The organism is Streptomyces thermocarboxydovorans (genome assembly GCF_039524635.1).
Lineage (GTDB): Bacteria > Actinomycetota > Actinomycetes > Streptomycetales > Streptomycetaceae > Streptomyces > Streptomyces thermocarboxydovorans.
On record NZ_BAAAGU010000092.1, the window covers coordinates 1 to 15,822 of the forward strand.

The following is a 15,822-nucleotide window of genomic DNA, read 5'->3' on the forward strand; positions in this document are numbered from 1 at the left end:
GGGCGGAGAGCCTGACGGCTCTTAAGTTGGCCTGGCGGCCAACTACCGGGCCTGACGGCCCGTAAGGTGACGTGTCGTCATGCCTGACGGCATGACAGTGGTTAAAGCTGGTTGGCCCTGACGGGCCAACAGGAACAGACGATGTGAGGACTGACGGCCCCGCCGTCATGTGTCTGAAGGTGTCATGCCTGGCGGCATGACAGTGGGGTGTCGGAATGAGTTGAGGTTCCCTGCCCTGGCGGGCAGGCGTTGTGAGGTGTGGGCGCCTGCGGCGCCGTGATGTCGTCAGGGTTTGTTAGACAGTTATCCGGTTCCTCTCTCCCCTCCCCCTTGATATGCCGGGGCCGGCTTGGCTTTTGCCCTGACGGGCCAACAGAAACTAGTGAGGCGGGGCCTGGTGGCCCTCGGCCATGTCCGGTTTCTGCGGTGCCCCGCTATCGCTGGGGCCCGTCTTCGTTGGTTTCGGAGGCATTGTCAGACCCGGCTTGTAGGTTCCGGGAGTTGTTGGCCCGTCTGGAATGGCCCCGAATACCACTGGTGGGGCGTGGAGCGGTGATGAGTTGTGCTGTCAGTCAACATGTTGCCGCTCGGAGGAGCATTACCGCTGCTCTGCGGGCTGGTGCGGCGTGGATCAACCGGGTTGAGGAGCCTCGTGCGTGGCGGGAGTTGTCGCGTATGCATGGGGTGCTGTTGTCGAGTCTGCCGGTGGGGGCCGGGCCTTCGACGCCTGCCGAGATGATCGATTTGCTGCCGGTGCGCCTGCGGAAGTGGGTGCCTTTTGCTTGGGAAGAACTGCCTTCGGCGATGGGGGATTTGGTTGTCCTGACGGACAACGTTGAGCTGACGGAGGAGGCCTTCGAGGCGGGGATGAACTATCTGGAGGCCCTTTACGGAGACGACGGGTACTTCGATCTCGGTGGGACATGGCTTCCGGCGTGGGTTCAGCAGACGGAGCGGGCTGTCTTTCGGCATATCCGTTCCGGTGGGCAGGCCGGCTATGTGGCGGCGCGGCGACCATGCTGACCGAGGTGCCGTGCGGCACGGAGCGGGCGTTGGTCGAGGAGTACTCGCGTCGTGGCGCGGCCCGGATGGACGTTTATCGGCCTGTTCCCTCAGACCGGGTGTGGGTGGGGGCGTCGTCGTGGTTGTGGCCGTGTCCGCAGTGCCGGCATCCGATGGTGCTGCGGGGTGGGCAGTTGCGGTGTGAGTATCCGCCGCATCAGAGCCGGTTCGGACTTGTCGATTGACGGGTGGGCGGGGCCGGTTGGTGACGGCTGCGGAGCTGGCGGAGGGCGTGTTGTGGCTGGACTGGGGGGTGTGGCGGTACATCACCTGCCCCGGGCTCAGTGAGGTGGGCCTGATGCAGTGGCTGGAGAGGCAGGAGGGGGTGCGCATCGAGCGCTGAGAGAATCTGGACGAGTGGGATATCGGCGTCTACCTGGCGGACGGGCATCGCTGGCGGGTGGACGTCAAGGACCACCAGGACGCGCAGACGATCATCGATCGGCCGCCTGCCGGGGAGACGGTGGTCGTCCCCAACTACCGGCACAGCCAGGTGAATCAGCTGCAGGCCGGGCTCGATGCGCTGCGGACTGCTGATGGGCAGCGCTACAGCGTGTTCACGGTCAGCCGTTTCAAGGCGGCCGTGACGAAGCGGGTGAAGGGTATGGGTGCATGGCGTCGGCGAAGAGCGCGAGGTACTCCGTCAGCGTGCCGCTGACGCTGCGGGCGGCGATCCTGCTGGCCGCGCGGGTGTTCCCCGGCCGGGCGCCGCAGGAGCAGGCAGCGTGGCGGCGTGTGGTGAATCTTGCTGATGCGCACTTCCTGACCACGGGACAGATGCATCTGTGGGGCGGCTGGCCACTCTGGCTCTGCCCGATCAGGTGCGGATCACCCGGATGCTGGGGCAGCGGCCTGCTGTCCTTGCCTCCCACTCGGTGTTTGTCACGGAGAGGGCAGCAATCCTGGACAGCGGTGAGGCAGTCGAGTTCGCCCCGGCCGACGGGGAGGAACAGGTGCTGATGCGGTTCGCGGGCGAGAGGAAGCCCTCATCGATGCCTTGCTGGACGAGCTCGAGGACAACGCGGCCAAGGGGCAGTCCCAGCCCAAGTCCGCGCCGCCCGGCTCCTACGTTAGCGACCTGCGGATCAGAGATCCGCTCAGCCCGTCGGGCCGGGTGGTGGACGTCCGCTACGACCTCGACTACCAAGGGCCTCCCGCTCCCAGCGTCGTGCAGGATCTGGGTGAGGCCCCGGTCGTGGACGAAGTGGTGGTCCCTTCTCTGACCTGGACGACATCGCGGGGAGGCTTGATGCGCTGCGCGGGCAGGACTACCGGCGCAAGGCGGTCGCGGACATCCGGCAGCATGCCCGTGGCCGCGACGGCCTGGATGTGGGCGAACTCCTACGCGTTGAGGCCGGGCCACTGCGGGTCTTCCATGCCTACCGGTATGGGCAAGAACGTCTTGAGTGAACTCGTCGCGGTGTGGTGCGCCCAGCGGGGCCGGGTGGTCTCGCTGGGCGTTCCGCAGAACGCGCAGGTTTTGGCCAGCGTGTACCGGCTGCGGCAGGACCTGGCCGACCTGGAGATCTCAGCGCAGGTAACGCCGGTCCTCTCCCCCGCCTCCATGATGGAGCTGGCCGAGCAGACGGCCGGCAACCCGCACGATGCGGACTTCAGGAGCTGGGTGTATCGGGAGATGTCCTACAGCTGCCCGCTGACCGGGCACGCCACTACCTCCTCCGTAGCGGTGGATGCCTGGAAGCGGGGCCAGGAGCCGTGCGACCAGATCAAGCCCAACGGGCCCAGATCGGACAAGACTTTGGCCTGCCCGTGGCGCGGCAGGTGTGGGAAGTTCCGCCACCACCGGGCCGCGGCGACGGCGGACATCCTCGTCACCAACCATGCGAACTTCCTCACCGGGCACATCCACGCGCCGGTGGCGGCGCGGCCCGCGCCGGGAGGGCGCATGACCACCGAGCAGCTCCTGCTGCACCGCAGTCATCTGGTCATCATCGACGAGGCCGACGCGCTGCAGGCGCAGGCCTTTGAGCAGGCGGCCGTCAGGTGCTACTGGCCCAGGATGGTGCGGAGCACACCCCGGTACGGGATCTCGACAGCCAGTTCCGGCGGCACTGTCACCGGCTGCCGATGAGTCTCGAGCAGTATCTGCGGCCGCTGGTCAACCATCTGGTGTGGCTGGCCGAGTCTTATGTGTCCCACCTCGTCGGCGGGGTCATCCATCCCGACCGGGAGCGGCGCAGCATGGTGGTGCCGCGCCGCTGGGATGGGCTGTTCGCTTCCCGGATCTTCAGGCTGGAGGAGGGTGAGCGGCCTACTGAGCAGCAGATGCAGGCGGTCAACCAGCTCTACAAGCGCGAGGGACCGCTGGAGTTGGCCGATGAGGTCGAGGGGATGGCCCAGCTGAGGGAATGGGTGTCGTCGGTCACGGATCTGGCCAGCGGGTCGGACCGGCTCACCCACGCCACTTTGAAGTGCATCTGGGAGGCGTTCTCGGCTGTCACCGGGGAGACGGACGACAAGCGGCTGTCCTCCCTGGCGCTGCTGGCGGCCCGGCGGGCGTATCTGGAGGAGATGCGCAGCATTCTGCACCGCATCGTCGGGGGCGCGGCGCCGCTGCGGGGGGCGGGGATCTCCGCCGGCAACGGCCTGGTGGACGCGCTGGCCTCGCATGTGCCGTGGCGGGCTGCCCCCTACGGCCCTTTGGGGCGTGCGCTGTTCGCGTTCTCTGAGACGTTCGACCCGGCCGATCGGCACCAGACGGCGCTGCGGCTGAAGTCCTATGCCGGGGATCCACACGCCCACCTCGCCTACCTGGGCGAGGTGACCGCGCTCGCCCATACCGGCACCCGCCGGGCGGTGATCGGTATGTCCGCAACAGCGTTCATGCCGTACGCGCCGCGTCATCACCTCCTGCCGGAGCCGGCCTGGTACGTGCCGGACGACGCCAACGGAAGGCTCACCGTCGAGCTGCAGGCGGGCCAGGACCGACGGGGCGAGCATCGGTGTCCGGCACCGAGGGAGCCAGCCGGGAACGCGCCTACATCGCCGTGGGACGCGGCGTCGGCCAGGACCTTCCCGCGCAGCTCGACGCGGTGGCCGCAGACCCGGCCACCACACACCGGGCGTATGCGCTGCTCGCGCCGACCGCATGCAACGCCGGTCCGGCGCTCGCCCGCGGCATGATCGACGCAGGAGTCGCGGCATCCGAGATCTGCGTGGCAGTGTGGCCGCAGGACATGGCTGCGCTGGAGCGGATGCCGCCCGGCTGGGTGCCCATCCCCAGCAACCGGCTCGGACAGTTCCCCCACGCCGTGGGCCACGGCCGGTGCCGGTACCTGATCGCCCCCATGGCCCGGGTCGAGCGCGGCCTGAACATCGTCGACCAGCGCGCGCTCCCTGCTGCATGTCGCCTGCCTGGTCAACCGGCCCGTCCCGGTGATGGAAGACCCCCCGGTGCTGCTGTCCCTGGTCAACTCCCTCGCCTACCGCCAGCGGCGGCCGGGCCCGAATCCCGCAGCAGAGCTGGAGCGGCTGCGGATCGGGGCGGGCCAGATCTTCGACGACATCCGCAGCGGCCAGGGCTACTTCAAGACCTTGAGCGAGGACGTCAAACTCGCCGTCGTCGCGGAGATCCTGACCCGGCTGATCCAGCTGGGCGGGCGCACCCGCCGCGGCGGGGACCCGGGGCTGCTGCGGCTGCTGGACGCCGCCTTCACCCACACCGCCGCCCACTCCACCCTGTCCTCCCTCCTCGAGCAGTTGCGTGGGAAATGGCAGGAGGAGGACCACATGCCGCTGTCGACGCCGTCTACCGCACCACCATGACCGACGCCCTGCTGGGCCTGACGGAGCGCTCCCCCACCGGACACGAGAACGAGGACGACGAGGATGAGGAGATGGGCGAATGGTGAGTGAGGACCGCGGCCGCCTGTTCACGCTGTCCTTCCCGCTGGATGACTGGCTGCTGGGCATCGTGCACGTCTATCCCCAGGACGAGGCGTTCGCGTCGGCCTGGCGGCGGCTGCCTAAGCCGCGGGGCAAGGAGGCCGTGCAGCCGATTGCGTCCCTGCAGACAGCGGCGCGCGCCGTGACTGGTGAGCGGCTGGTGTTCACCAACCCCGACCGGCCCGCCAGGACCGGCCGATGGTCCGGGCGGAGCGTGATCGTCACGCCCGGACCACTGGATGGGGACGTGGTGCGCACCCTGATGCGGGATGGGAGACGCGGCTGGAGGGGCATGACGGACGCGACACCCTCGCCGCCCTGCTGCGGCTGGACGGCGACGGGCCCCAGCCGCTCAGTTCGCTGCTGCACCGCGACCCCATGGGGCGGGTTACCGGTCCCCGCTGGGCGTTTAGGGTGGCCGGGTGGCGGCTGGCGGGCATGCTGGCCGATCAGCCGCTCCCGCTCGACGAGTCGCTGCCCGCGCTGCGGTTCCGCGTCGACAGTGGGGGTGACCTACTGGCGTGGCAAGTGCCGCTGGTTCACGAGCGGACGTGGATCGACGAGGAGAGCGGCAAGCGTCGGCGCATCGCCGGCTACGCCATGGAGCGCATTCGCATCGAGGTCGAGGCCGCCCCGGGCGGAAAGTGTCTGGTGGCGCATCTGTCGGCGCGGATCTCGCGTGTCGCCACCCACTACAAGGGCATCCGCAACGTCCTGCTGCGCCATCCCGTCAACCCGGCACCCGGTGGGAGAAGGGCCCGGACGGGTTCATGCAGCCCGCGGCCGTCTCCTACCGCGGGGCGACGGCACAGATCGTCGAGGCCTGCGGCGTCGGCCGCCTGCCCCAGCCGCCCCTGACGGGACTGGCCGAACTCGGGGAGGTGCGCGGGGTGCACCGCACGGGCAAACACCCGATCGACAAGGGCGCCGGGGCGATGTTCCATGCCCGGCTCGAGGAACACGCCACACGCGTCCTCGGCCAGGAGCCCGTCGTCTGCACCGGGACCCCCATCAAGGTCAGCAAGCCGGGCGGGAACCTGCCGCCCTACGTGCCGGCCGCCAAGATGGCCGACGCCATGGCCAGCGCCCAACTCGACACGCTGCGCACCGTCGTGCTGTACGAGTCGGCCGGCTGGCGCACGCGGGTGATGGGGCAGCTGGCCCGCGACTACGCGCGGCCCGAACTGGCCGACCTGCCCGACGAGCAGCCCGTGGTCCTGGCACCCGGCTACAAGCTCGTGACGGTGCGGCTGCCCGAACTGGTGCGCCACGGCAGCCACGACCGCAGCCTGACCGTGGGGCTGTGGACCCGCTACCACCGCTTCGCCGAACGCCTCGGCCATCCCCGCAAACCGGCCGTGCTGGCCATCACCCTGGTCGCCATGCGCATCCCGCTCGGCGAGGACGCCTACTGGCCCGCCTTCATGTACAGCGATCAGGGCTGGCTCCCGCTGGCCCAGGCACGGGCCCTGCATCATGCCGGTCTCATCGGCAAGAAGGGATATCATCTGCGGGAGGACTACGGGGGCCCGGACAACGTGCGCACCTATGTCGAGCGGGCGCTGGCTGCGCTCGGTGACCGGTATCCGATCATCGTCTTTGCCGAGGAGCGTGAGCGGATCTGGCCCGGGCTGTGCAACGACCGGCTTGGCGAGGGCGGTGTCCCCGGGCAGAGCTTGATGGCGCAGGGACGGGATGTGGCGGTCGTCCGGGTCGGCAACGGGCAGGGCACACCGCAGCCGTCACGGCGCACCGGCGGCGGGGGCAAGCTGCCGGCCAACCCGTTGCAGCCGGTCATGCCGGAGAAGATCCTCTACCGTCACGATTACGGCGGTGTGGTGTCCTGGCTGTTCTCCGGGTAGTCCCGCCAGCACGCTGGCGGCCAGCGCACCGGCACCCAGTACACGCGCCGCACCCTGCCTGGCGGGCAACTGGCGCAGATGGGCGCTCCCTTCCACGCCATGACCCGCACCGAATACGTCGTAGCTCACTTCGGCGGGTGGCGTGAGGAGCAGTTGGCAGGTCTGGCCGCGCGGATCTCGGAGCAGGCCGCCATGTGGGACGGGCGCACCAACCTGCCCGCGCCGTTGCACCTGGCGAAGAGCGCTGATGAAAAGCACCCTGGCTTCGTCGACCAGGAAGGGGTGAGCGAGTAGGCGAGGTGACGGCGGGCACAGTGGCTTCCGGACTCGGTGCCGGTGCAGCCGATGGGCGGTTGGCTGCTGCCGTGCCCCCGCCCGGGCCCAGGGCGGGCAGGGCCGGTTTACTGTGCCGCTCCCCTCACCTGTTCGCGATCCGAACAGGCCGCCCAACAGGGGCTTGCGGCTGATTACTTGGAATAGGTCTGTTTCCAGCGTGCTCGGTGGCGGGCTTCTCCCTGTCCGCGTCCGTTGACTGCGGCCAGAGACAGCAGCGGTGTCCCGTTGTTCCACAGGCCAAAGAAGTCACGGTGCAGGGTGAGGATGTGGTGATCGACCGCGAACGCCTCGGCCTGAGGGCTGAAGCGTGTGGTGGCGACGAAGATGGCCACCTCCGCAGCGAAATGCACCTTTGCTCCCAGCAGATCGCGCATTTCGCGACTGGCGATCGTCCGGTGGGGTGCGTACCGCTTGCACTGGATCACCATGGTCCGGCCATCGGGCAGCCGGCCGAGCACGTCGGCTCCGTTGTCCCCGGCGCCGCCCACTCGTCGTACCTGTGTGCAGTCGTCACGGCGGCATAGCTCGGCGACCGCTTCCTCGAACTCGGTGCCGGACATCACGTCGATGGCAGCCAGCGTCCGCTGTCCTGCTGCGATCTCCTCCTGTCGCCTCCAGGTGGCGTCCTTGCTTCGCAGCAGCCGGTCGGTACGCCAGACCCGCCACACCATCCAGCCGATTCCCGCGGCGGCAAGCAGAGCGCCGAGATACAGCAACAACATCGGCCGCAGCAGACCTAACGGGACCAGCGTGGCAAGCGCTCCTGCCGCTGCTTTGTTCCGGGCGGTGTGTCGTCTGCGTATCGCCTTGCCCTTGGGTTTGGCCACCATTTCTGCCCCCTCTTGCACCGGCCAGGGTGGATTGCTCCCTGCTGTGCAGTGTGGGCATGCCGAGCGACGCCGCCAGGGGCGCAGTCAGGCCATGGCTTGAACCTCTCGCCCCTTGCCGCCCCGGCTGGTTCTGAGTTCTCTTCGAGGAGGCGCATTGGTGTGCTACAGGCCGAGTTCGGCCAGGACTGCTTGCCTCTGCGGGCTGAGAACGGAGCGGCGGCGGCGCAGGTTGCTCAGCCACTGGCCCAGGCGCACGGGGTCGCCGTCGATCTTCTCGATGTGGCGCTGGGGGACGTTGAGGTGGCCTTCGCGTGCGCGGAAGGCCCGTGCGGCGGCCAGCCCGCGCTGGAAGGCACGCTCGCGCGCCGGCATGCGGGTCTGAGTCGCCGGGGAGCCGGATGTGTCGGGCGGTTCGACCAGCCCCAACTCCTTGAGCAGCGACTTCTGTTCAGGGTGCAGGCGGTGGGAGCGGGCGCGCGGGGTCTCAAGCCACCTCTCAGCCTCGGCGGCAGTCTTGTTGGCTGCCAGGCTCTGACGGGCGGCGTGGTAGGCCCGTTGCCAGGTGATCGGCCAGGGCGGGTTCCACCACGGGTCCAGCGCGGTGAGGGCGGTGGCGCGCTGGTCGGTGAGGGTCTCGGCGCGAGTGCGCTGTGTGGCCAGCCAGCGGCCGAGGGGGAAGCTGTCGTGGATCTCGTCAACGGGTGGGACGAGGTGGCCGTGACGGGCGGCGTACACGGCGGCGTGGGCCAGTGCGCGCTCGAAGGCCTGCTGGCGGGGGTCCCAGATGATGCCGAGGCGTTCGAGGGCATGCACTCGTGCAGCGTCGAGTGTTTCCTTGGTGTGCAGGTGGCGTTGCCAGGTGAGCCAGCGGCCCAGGGGGTAGCCGGTGGGGTCCTCGTAGTGCTGGGGGACGTCGAGGTGGTGGTGGGTGCGGTGGTAGCGGCGGGCGGCGTTCAGGCCGCGGCGCCATTCGGCGCTCTTGGGTGCCAGGACCCGCAGGCAGAGGGCGAGGGCGACTTCTTCCGTTCGGGTGGGGCGGTCGAAGCGCAGCCAGGCCTCGGGGTCTTCGGGTGGTGTGGTGGTGCGGTGGGTGCGGGGGTCGGCGAGGCGTGCTTCGAGGCGGTCGTCGTGGGCGCGCAGGGCCTGGATGGTGTGCCAGAGGGGGGTGTAGGCGTCGGCGCTGAGGAGGTCGTCGGGGTCTTCGCCGGGGGTGAGGTAGACGGGGACGACCAGGGTGGCCTTCTTGCCGGCGCCGGGGTCCTGGCGCAGGGCGCGGCCGACGGCCTGGACGGTGTCGACGGGGCTGCTTTTGGGGTCGGCGAAGACGACGGCGTCGATGGCGGGCACGTCGATGCCTTCGCCCAGAACGCGTGCGTTGGACAGTACTGCGGGGGTGTGGGGGTTGGTGTGGGAGGCGAATTCGAGCAGGAGTCGGCGGCGGACCTGGGGGGTGTGGTGGCCGCTGATCCAGTCCGCCCATAGTCCTTGGGGTCTCAGGTCGGCGGGGAGGGTGGCTGCGGTCTCGTGCAGGGTGGTGGCGAAGGCGCGGGCGTCGGCGACGCGGTGGTGGAAGGTGAGGACGCGGCGCAGGCGGTGGTCGTGGACGGCGCGCAGGGCTGCGACCTGGCGGCCGGCCAGGCGCAGGCCGTCGGCGCCGGCACCGGGTCCGGTGGCGAGCCAGTCGCGCAGGTCTGCGTCGGTGACGACGGGGACGAGGATCCGGTAGTCGGCGAGCAGGCCGAGATCGATGGCGTCGGAGAGGGACAGCTGGTAGGCGACGGGGCCGAAGAGGTTTTCGTCGTCCATGGACGCCACCGCCTCGCTATTCCCCTCCCGGTCGGCGTCGGCGTCCCAGATGCGGGGGGTGGCGGTGAGGTAGAGGCGGCGGGCGGCGGGGACCTGGTCGTCGTGGTGGACGGCGGCCCAGGCCTTGCCGAGGCGGCCGGCGGTGCGGTGGGCTTCGTCGACGACGATCAGGTCCCAGGGGGGCAGGTGATGGTCGCGGTGGGCGGTGACCACAGCGGGCAGGGAGGTGTAGGTGGCGTAGGCGGTGATGGGGCCTGGCCGGTGTGTGGTAGTGAGGGCGGCCAGGTCTGCGGGGTCGGTGGTCATGGGGACGTCTGCGCCGAGCGGCTCATGGTCGAGGGCCGCCTGGCGGGCCGAACACACCGAGACCGTGGTGCCCTTGCGTCCTGCGGCACGCCAGGAACGGATCGTCTGGGACAGCAGATCCAGCGTCGGCAGCAGCACCAGGACTCTTCCCCGCGGGGCGATGCGGGCGGTGGTGCGGGCGGCGATCAGTGTCTTGCCAGTGCCGCAGGCGGCGATGACGTTGGCGCGGGGCTGCTGGCCGAGGATGCGGGTGACCGCGGTGACGGCGTCCTTTTGGTGGGGGCGCAGTTCGATAGGTGCTGTGGCCATGGGGGGACGCCGCTCCGGGGTATGAGCTTGCGAGCTGAGGTCATTGTGACATCGCGGGAGAGGTTATTCGGCGGCTTGGGATACCAGGTGCAGGGTGGAGCCGCTGGTTCCTTTGCGGACGTGGAGCTGGCTGGTGATGCGGCGGCGGAGTTCGGGGACGTGGCTGATGAGTCCGACGGTGCGATCGTGGGCGCGCAGGGAGTCCAGGACGTCGAGGACCTGGTGGAGGGTGTCGTCGTCGAGGGTGCCGAAGCCTTCGTCGATGAAGAGGGTGTCCAGGACGCGGCCGCCTGCCTCGTAGGTGACGACGTCGGCGAGGCCCAGGGCGAGGGAGAGGGAGGCGAAAAAGGACTCTCCGCCGGAGAGGGTGCCGGTGGGGCGGGGGCGGCCGGTCCAGGCGTCGGTGATTTTTAGTCCGAGGCCGGAGCGGGCGCCGTGCGAGGCACGGTCGTCGCTGTGGGAGAGCGTGTAGCGGTGGTCGGACATGCGCAGCAGGCGGGTGTTGGCTGCGTCGACGACTTGTTCGAGCCGGGCGGCGAGGACGTAGGCCTCCAGTTCCATGCGGTCGCGGTTGCTGGGTGAGGTGCCGTGGATGACTTCCTGAAGGTGGTGGACGGTGTCGTAGGCCTCCTGCAGGGGCTGCATGCGCTGAATGCCGGCGGCGAGGTCAGTGGTGTGCCGGGTGAGGTTGTCGTGGCGGGTGCGGGCTGCGGTGGTGGCGGCGGCTGCCTCGGTGTGGCGTTGGGTTGCCGTCTTGTGCAGGTGGATGGCGGCGTCGAGGTCGGCGGGCGGCCGCGCGGCGGCCTGGACGAGGTCGGGCCGCTCGAGGGTGGCCGTGTGCACGGCCTGTTGGTGGCTGAACTTCTGGATCTCGTCTTCGAGGGCGTGCAGCGCGTCGTCGTCGCGGGCGGCTTCTTCGGCGGCCTGAAGGGTGTCGAAGCCCTGCTGGCGGGCTGCGGTCTCGGCCTCGATGGTCTGCAGGGTGCGTTCCCGTGCCCGGCGCCGCGTAGTGGAGGCGGCTTCGGCGGCGGCCTTTAGCTGGTCGGCGGTGCGGGTGAGGTCGGCCAGGCGGTCGGCGACGGTGGGCGCGCCGTGGCGTGCTTGGTCCAGTTGCTGGGTGAGGTCGGCCAGCTGGGTGGAGAGGTGGTCGTACTCGGCGTTGCAGGCTGCGAGGCGTTCACCGGCGGTGGTGGCCTTCTGCGTCATGCTCGTGTGTTCGTGGTCGAGGACGGCAAGTTCCTCGTTCGCGGGACCGGCGTCGGAGGCCGTCTTCAGGGTCTGTTCGAGGTCCGCTTGCGTGGTGGCCAGAAGGGCCTGGATGTCGGCCAGCGGATCGTCGCCGGCCTGGGCGCGGGCTTGCGCAGCCTGGTCCTGGGCCTGCTGGAGCGCGGTTGCTGCGGCCTCTTCGGTCGTCTCGGCATCGAGGTGGAGGGCCTCGGCCGCCTGCTCGTCTTCCCGGGTGGGCTGGCCTGGGTGCGGGGCAGCCGGGGCGGGGTGGGTGCACGATCCGCACACCGGGCAGGGCGAGCCGTCGGTGAGGCCGGCGGCCAGTTCCGCGGCCATGCCCTCGGTGCGCTGTCGGCGGATGGTGATGCAGGCCTGGGCGGCCTCGGTGGTGGCGGTGTGGGCGGCCTGCAGACGCTCTTTGCGCGCAGCGACGTCGGCGAGGCAGGCGTCGCGCTGCTGTGCGGCTTTTAGGCGCCGACGGATGTCTGCGAGGGCGGACTGCTGGTGGACGCTGTCGGTCTCGGCGCGCTGTGCGGCTTCCAGGCGTGTGGTCACGGCCGTACGGAGGCCGGGCTCCTTGGCGAGCCAGTCGTGGGCCTCGAGCTGGTCGGCGGTGTGCGTCTGCCGTTCGGCGTCCAGCTGCTTCAGGTCCCGCGTCATCTGCTGCACGGCGGCTTCCTGCGGCAGCAGCGCTTCGGCGAGGGTCGCTTCGGCCCGTGTCTGCTGCTCTGCGGTGGCCAGTTCTTCGGCCGCGGCGATGGCGTGCGCAGGAGTGAGGACGCTGCGCGCCTTCGCCTCGGTCTCGGCAGCACGGGTGTGTTCCTGCACGGCGGTGCGGGCGGCGTGGAGAACGGCTGCCAACTTGCCGGCGCGGCGGGCTTGTTCGAGCTTGCCGGTGATGAGCCGTTGCCGGGGTTCTTGCTGCTTCAGCTGCTCCAGTTGCTCGGCGGCGGCGCGGTGCTCGTTCTGCTGCTGGTGCAGGGTGCGCACGAGGAGTTCGTTGGCCTGGTGCGCATCCAGGTCGGCGGCAGCTGTTTCGGCCTGGGCGATGGCCGTCTCGAGCTGCGCGGACGCTGCTTTCACCAGGGAGGTCGCCCACGCCTGTGCGGGTTCGGTCAGGGTCTGCGGGTCGTTGCCGGTGGGGGCGTCTTGCTCGTGGTCGAGTCCGGTGGCGACGCCGTGGATGCGGTCGATAAGGCTGATGACGTCGCCGCGGGCCGCCTTGAGGTCCTTTTCCGCCTCGCGGCTGCGTTCTTGCAGCCAGCGATCGATGTCCGTGAAGCGCTGGGTGCGGAACAGCTTGCCGAGGAGGTCCTTGCGGGTGGATGCTTTGGCGCGCAGGAACTGGGTGAACTGGTTCTGCGGCAGGAGAACGACCTGACAGAACTGATCCCGGCTCATGCCCAGCAGCGCCTGGAGGCGGTCGCCGATCTCCTGGTGGGAGTTGCTGGAAGCCTCCCAACTGCCCTGTCCGGAGGCGGGGTCGTGCTTGTACTCGCGCAGCAGTGTCCTGGCGTTCTGCTGGGTGGTGCCGGTGCCGCGGGCCTTGGGCCGGGGTTGCTGGGGTATGCGGGTGATCTCCAGGCGGCGTCCGGAGATGGTGGCCTCCAGGACGATCTGGGTGATCAGGTGGTCGGCGGCGTGGTCGCTGCGCAGCAGCTGGTCGCGGTCGCCGGGTGGCTTGCCGTACAGGGCGTAACAGATGGCGTCGAAGACGGTGCTCTTTCCGGCTCCGGTGGCACCGTGCAGCAGGAAGAGGCCGTCGCTGCTGAGGGAGTCGAAGTCGATGGTGTGGGTTCCTGCGAAGGGGCCGAAGGCCTGCAGGGTGAGGCTGTGCAGGCGCACTTTAGACGGTCTCCTGGTGTGTGGTGTGCAGGGTGGCTTCGACGGCGCGGCGCAGCAGGGTGTGTTCGGCGGGGGTGGGGTCGTCGCCGCGTACTTTCTTGATGAAGTCGCAGGCGATGTCGAGGTCGCCTCGGCCTTGCAGGCGTTGGGTATAGGTGGGGCGGTCGACGGCCTGCTGCGGGTGGTCGGGGCGTTCGTGCAGCAGGCGCAGGGTGTGGGGGAAGCGGCGGCGTAGCTGGGCCATCGGCTCGTACGGCAGGGCGGGGTCGGTGAGGGTGACCTGGAGCCGGCTGCCGGTCATCGCCTCGTGGGCGGGGTTGGTCAGCAGGTCTGCGAGGGTGCCCTTCAGCAAGGCCAGCGGCCGCGGGACGGGCGTGGGCACGGGGGTGAGAGTGACGGTGCCGTCGCCGGCCATGTCGACGATGGTCAGGGATTTGGTGTGGTGTGTTTCGGAGAAGGAGTAGGCCAGCGGAAAACCGCTGTAGTGAATGCGGTCGTTGACGTTCTGGGCGCCGTGGAGATGTCCGAGGGCGGCGTAGTCGATGCCGGTGAAGGCGCTGGCGGAGACGTAGTCGAGGCCGCCGGCGGTGATGTCGCGCTCGCTGGTGGAAGGTTCACCGCCGGCGACGAAGGCGTGGGCCACGACGACGCTGCGGGTGCCGTCGGGGTAGGTGGCGAGGTCGGCGCGGATGCGGTCCAGGGCTGCGGTGGTCACCGCCTGGTGGCTCTTGTCGGCCTCGAGATCGTCATGGGTCAGGGACGGCTCGAGATAGGGGATGCCGTACACAGCGACGGTGCCGTGCTCGTCATCCAGCAGGACCGGGCGGGTGCAGGCGGTGGCCGGGTCGGTCCGCAGGTGCACGCCGGCCCGGGCAAGGACGCTGGCGCCGACGCCGAGTCGGTGGGCCGAGTCGTGGTTGCCGCTGATCATCATGATGGGGATGCGCAGGTCGGCGAATTGGCTCAGGGCGCCGTCGAAGAGGCGCACGGCATCGAGGCTGGGAATGGCACGGTCGTAGATGTCGCCGGCCACGAGGATGGCGTCGACGTCCCTCTCGCGGACCGTGTCGTGGATGTGGGTGAGGAAGGCGCGCTGCGCGTCGATCAGATCAGCCTCGTGGAACCGGCGCCCCAGGTGCCAGTCCGAGGTGTGCAAGAACCGCATGAGCACAGACGGATACCACTGAGCTGCACGCGGCGGGGGTTTTCCCGATATCGGAGGTGAAAGCGGGCAGGTTGAGGCTGCGGACAGGGGTGCGGCTCCCCTTGGTGGCTCTCCGGGGCCCGGCTGGCGCCAGCGGGTGATTGTCAGTGGCAGGAGGCAAGATAGGTAGCTGTTGTCGTACCGGTCTTGGGGTTTGTCGATCGAACGGGAGTCCCGATCGGGTGGTCTCGGGGTGCTCGGCGTATACGAGCAGGGCCTCCTGAACAGCTCGTTGGTGTCTAATCACCGAGCAACATCAGGAGGCCCTGGTGCCGCAGTGTTCCGTGTCGATGGTCGGGCAGTCCAGTTCCGTCCCGCTGGAGTGTGACTGTCTGGCTCATCGGTTCGGAAAACGCCGCCGACAACGGGTGCCGGCAGCCGCGCTGTCCGACGGACATGACGGACGCGGAGTGGGCGGCCATCCGGCCGTTGCTGCCGGTGCCTGGCTGGATGCGCGGCCCGGCGAGGACAGCCGGAGGCGTACTGTCACCGGGCGCTGCTCGATGGGATCCGCTACCTGGTCGACAGCGGAATCAAGTGGCGGGCGATGCCTGCCGACTTCCCGCCCGTGGGACCGTGTGTACGCCTTCTTCCGTCGCTGGCGCGATCACGACATGGTCAAGGAGTTCCACGACCGGCTGCGCGCGACGGTCCGCGAGAAGCTGGGCCGCGATGCGGAGCCGGGTGCGGGTGTGATCGACTCGCAGTCGGTGAAGGCGGACGCTGTTGTCGGTGCGGACAGCCGCGGCTTCGACGGCGGGAGGCTGGTCAACGGTCGCAAGCGGCACGTCGTGGTCGACACGCTCGGCCTGCTGCTGGGGTGATGGTCGCGCGCGCGGACGTCGGTGACCGCATCGCCGCCCGGGTGCTGCTTGAACAGGTGGCCGACGTGCACCACCGCCTTGAGCTGGTCTGGGCTGATGGCGGGTACACCGGCAGCCTCGTCGAGTACTGTCTGGCCGCTTGCGCCATGGTCGTGGCGATCGTCAAGCGCAGCGACGACCAGAAGGGGTTCGTGGTGCTGCCCAAGCGGTGGATCGTCGAGCGCCTCTTGTGCGCCACGAGGCGCCCTGTTTGTATCCCCGGCTGAGCCGGGAGGAACTCGGAAGGAGGTTTCTGGGCCGGATGG

General features: G+C 69.5%; 13 protein-coding genes and 1 pseudogene. 10 read left to right on the forward strand and 4 right to left on the reverse strand.

The genetic code is table 11. The features are described 5' to 3' along the window. The first annotated feature begins 675 nt into the window (after nt 1–675). The 8 genes and pseudogenes from ABD198_RS28685 to ABD198_RS28720 all read left to right on the forward strand — a co-directional run bounded on the left by ABD198_RS28685 (nt 676) and on the right by ABD198_RS28720 (nt 7,124). Nucleotides 676–1,023, forward strand: coding sequence for a pPIWI_RE_Y domain-containing protein (locus ABD198_RS28685; protein ID WP_344007307.1), 348 nt, complete (start codon nt 676–678; stop codon nt 1,021–1,023). A gap of 244 nt (nt 1,024–1,267) precedes the next feature. Beyond that, nucleotides 1,268–1,405, forward strand: coding sequence for a hypothetical protein (locus ABD198_RS28690; protein WP_344007309.1), 138 nt, complete (start codon nt 1,268–1,270; stop codon nt 1,403–1,405). A 57-nt stretch (nt 1,406–1,462) separates the two neighbouring features. Continuing rightward, nucleotides 1,463–1,720 (forward strand): restriction endonuclease-related protein, encoded by a 258-nt coding sequence (locus ABD198_RS28695; RefSeq protein ID WP_344007311.1) that lies wholly within the window; start codon nt 1,463–1,465, stop codon nt 1,718–1,720. A gap of 339 nt (nt 1,721–2,059) precedes the next feature. Next, nucleotides 2,060–3,154, forward strand: a complete 1,095-nt coding sequence (locus ABD198_RS28700; protein ID WP_344007313.1) for a hypothetical protein — start codon at nt 2,060–2,062, stop codon at nt 3,152–3,154. Then, nucleotides 3,151–4,206, forward strand: coding sequence for a hypothetical protein (locus ABD198_RS28705; RefSeq protein ID WP_344007315.1), 1,056 nt, complete (start codon nt 3,151–3,153; stop codon nt 4,204–4,206). Before ABD198_RS28700 ends, ABD198_RS28705 begins: the two co-directional genes overlap by 4 nt. A 255-nt stretch (nt 4,207–4,461) precedes the next feature. Then, nucleotides 4,462–4,848, forward strand: a complete 387-nt coding sequence (locus tag ABD198_RS28710; protein ID WP_344007317.1) for a hypothetical protein — start codon at nt 4,462–4,464, stop codon at nt 4,846–4,848. A 318-nt stretch (nt 4,849–5,166) separates the two neighbouring features. Then, nucleotides 5,167–5,826: a pPIWI_RE module domain-containing protein gene (locus ABD198_RS28715; protein WP_344007318.1), complete on the forward strand. Its 660-nt coding sequence runs from the start codon at nt 5,167–5,169 to the stop codon at nt 5,824–5,826. 290 nt (nt 5,827–6,116) lie between these two features. Beyond that, a pseudogene (locus tag ABD198_RS28720) lies at nt 6,117–7,124 on the forward strand (RNAseH domain-containing protein). Between the two features lie 173 nt (nt 7,125–7,297). Here the strand turns inward: ABD198_RS28720 and ABD198_RS28725 are convergent. The 4 genes from ABD198_RS28725 to ABD198_RS28740 all read right to left on the reverse strand — a co-directional run bounded on the left by ABD198_RS28725 (nt 7,298) and on the right by ABD198_RS28740 (nt 14,654). Further along, a complete protein-coding gene (locus tag ABD198_RS28725) occupies nt 7,298–7,996 on the reverse strand; it encodes a restriction endonuclease (protein WP_344007320.1) in 699 nt (232 codons plus the stop codon). Nucleotides 7,997–8,158: 162 nt separating this feature from the next. Further along, nucleotides 8,159–10,417 carry a DEAD/DEAH box helicase gene (locus ABD198_RS28730; protein ID WP_344007322.1) on the reverse strand — a complete coding sequence of 753 codons (2,259 nt, stop codon included), beginning with the start codon at nt 10,415–10,417 and terminating at the stop codon, nt 8,159–8,161. 63 nt (nt 10,418–10,480) lie between these two features. Then, complete coding sequence (locus ABD198_RS28735) at nt 10,481–13,489, reverse strand: AAA family ATPase (protein ID WP_344007324.1); 3,009 nt, start codon at nt 13,487–13,489, stop codon at nt 10,481–10,483. 1 nt (nt 13,490) lies between these two features. Continuing rightward, the gene (locus tag ABD198_RS28740) at nt 13,491–14,654 is read right to left on the reverse strand and encodes an exonuclease SbcCD subunit D (protein WP_344007326.1); all 1,164 of its coding nucleotides are present in this window, start codon (nt 14,652–14,654) and stop codon (nt 13,491–13,493) included. A gap of 617 nt (nt 14,655–15,271) precedes the next feature. Here ABD198_RS28740 and ABD198_RS28745 point away from each other — a divergent pair. Together ABD198_RS28745 and ABD198_RS28750 are read left to right on the forward strand one after the other, a co-directional pair. Next, nucleotides 15,272–15,517 (forward strand): transposase, encoded by a 246-nt coding sequence (locus ABD198_RS28745; protein WP_344007328.1) that lies wholly within the window; start codon nt 15,272–15,274, stop codon nt 15,515–15,517. Continuing rightward, nucleotides 15,517–15,783, forward strand: coding sequence for a transposase (locus ABD198_RS28750; protein WP_344007330.1), 267 nt, complete (start codon nt 15,517–15,519; stop codon nt 15,781–15,783). Before ABD198_RS28745 ends, ABD198_RS28750 begins: the two co-directional genes overlap by 1 nt. Nucleotides 15,784–15,822: the final 39 nt, after the last annotated feature.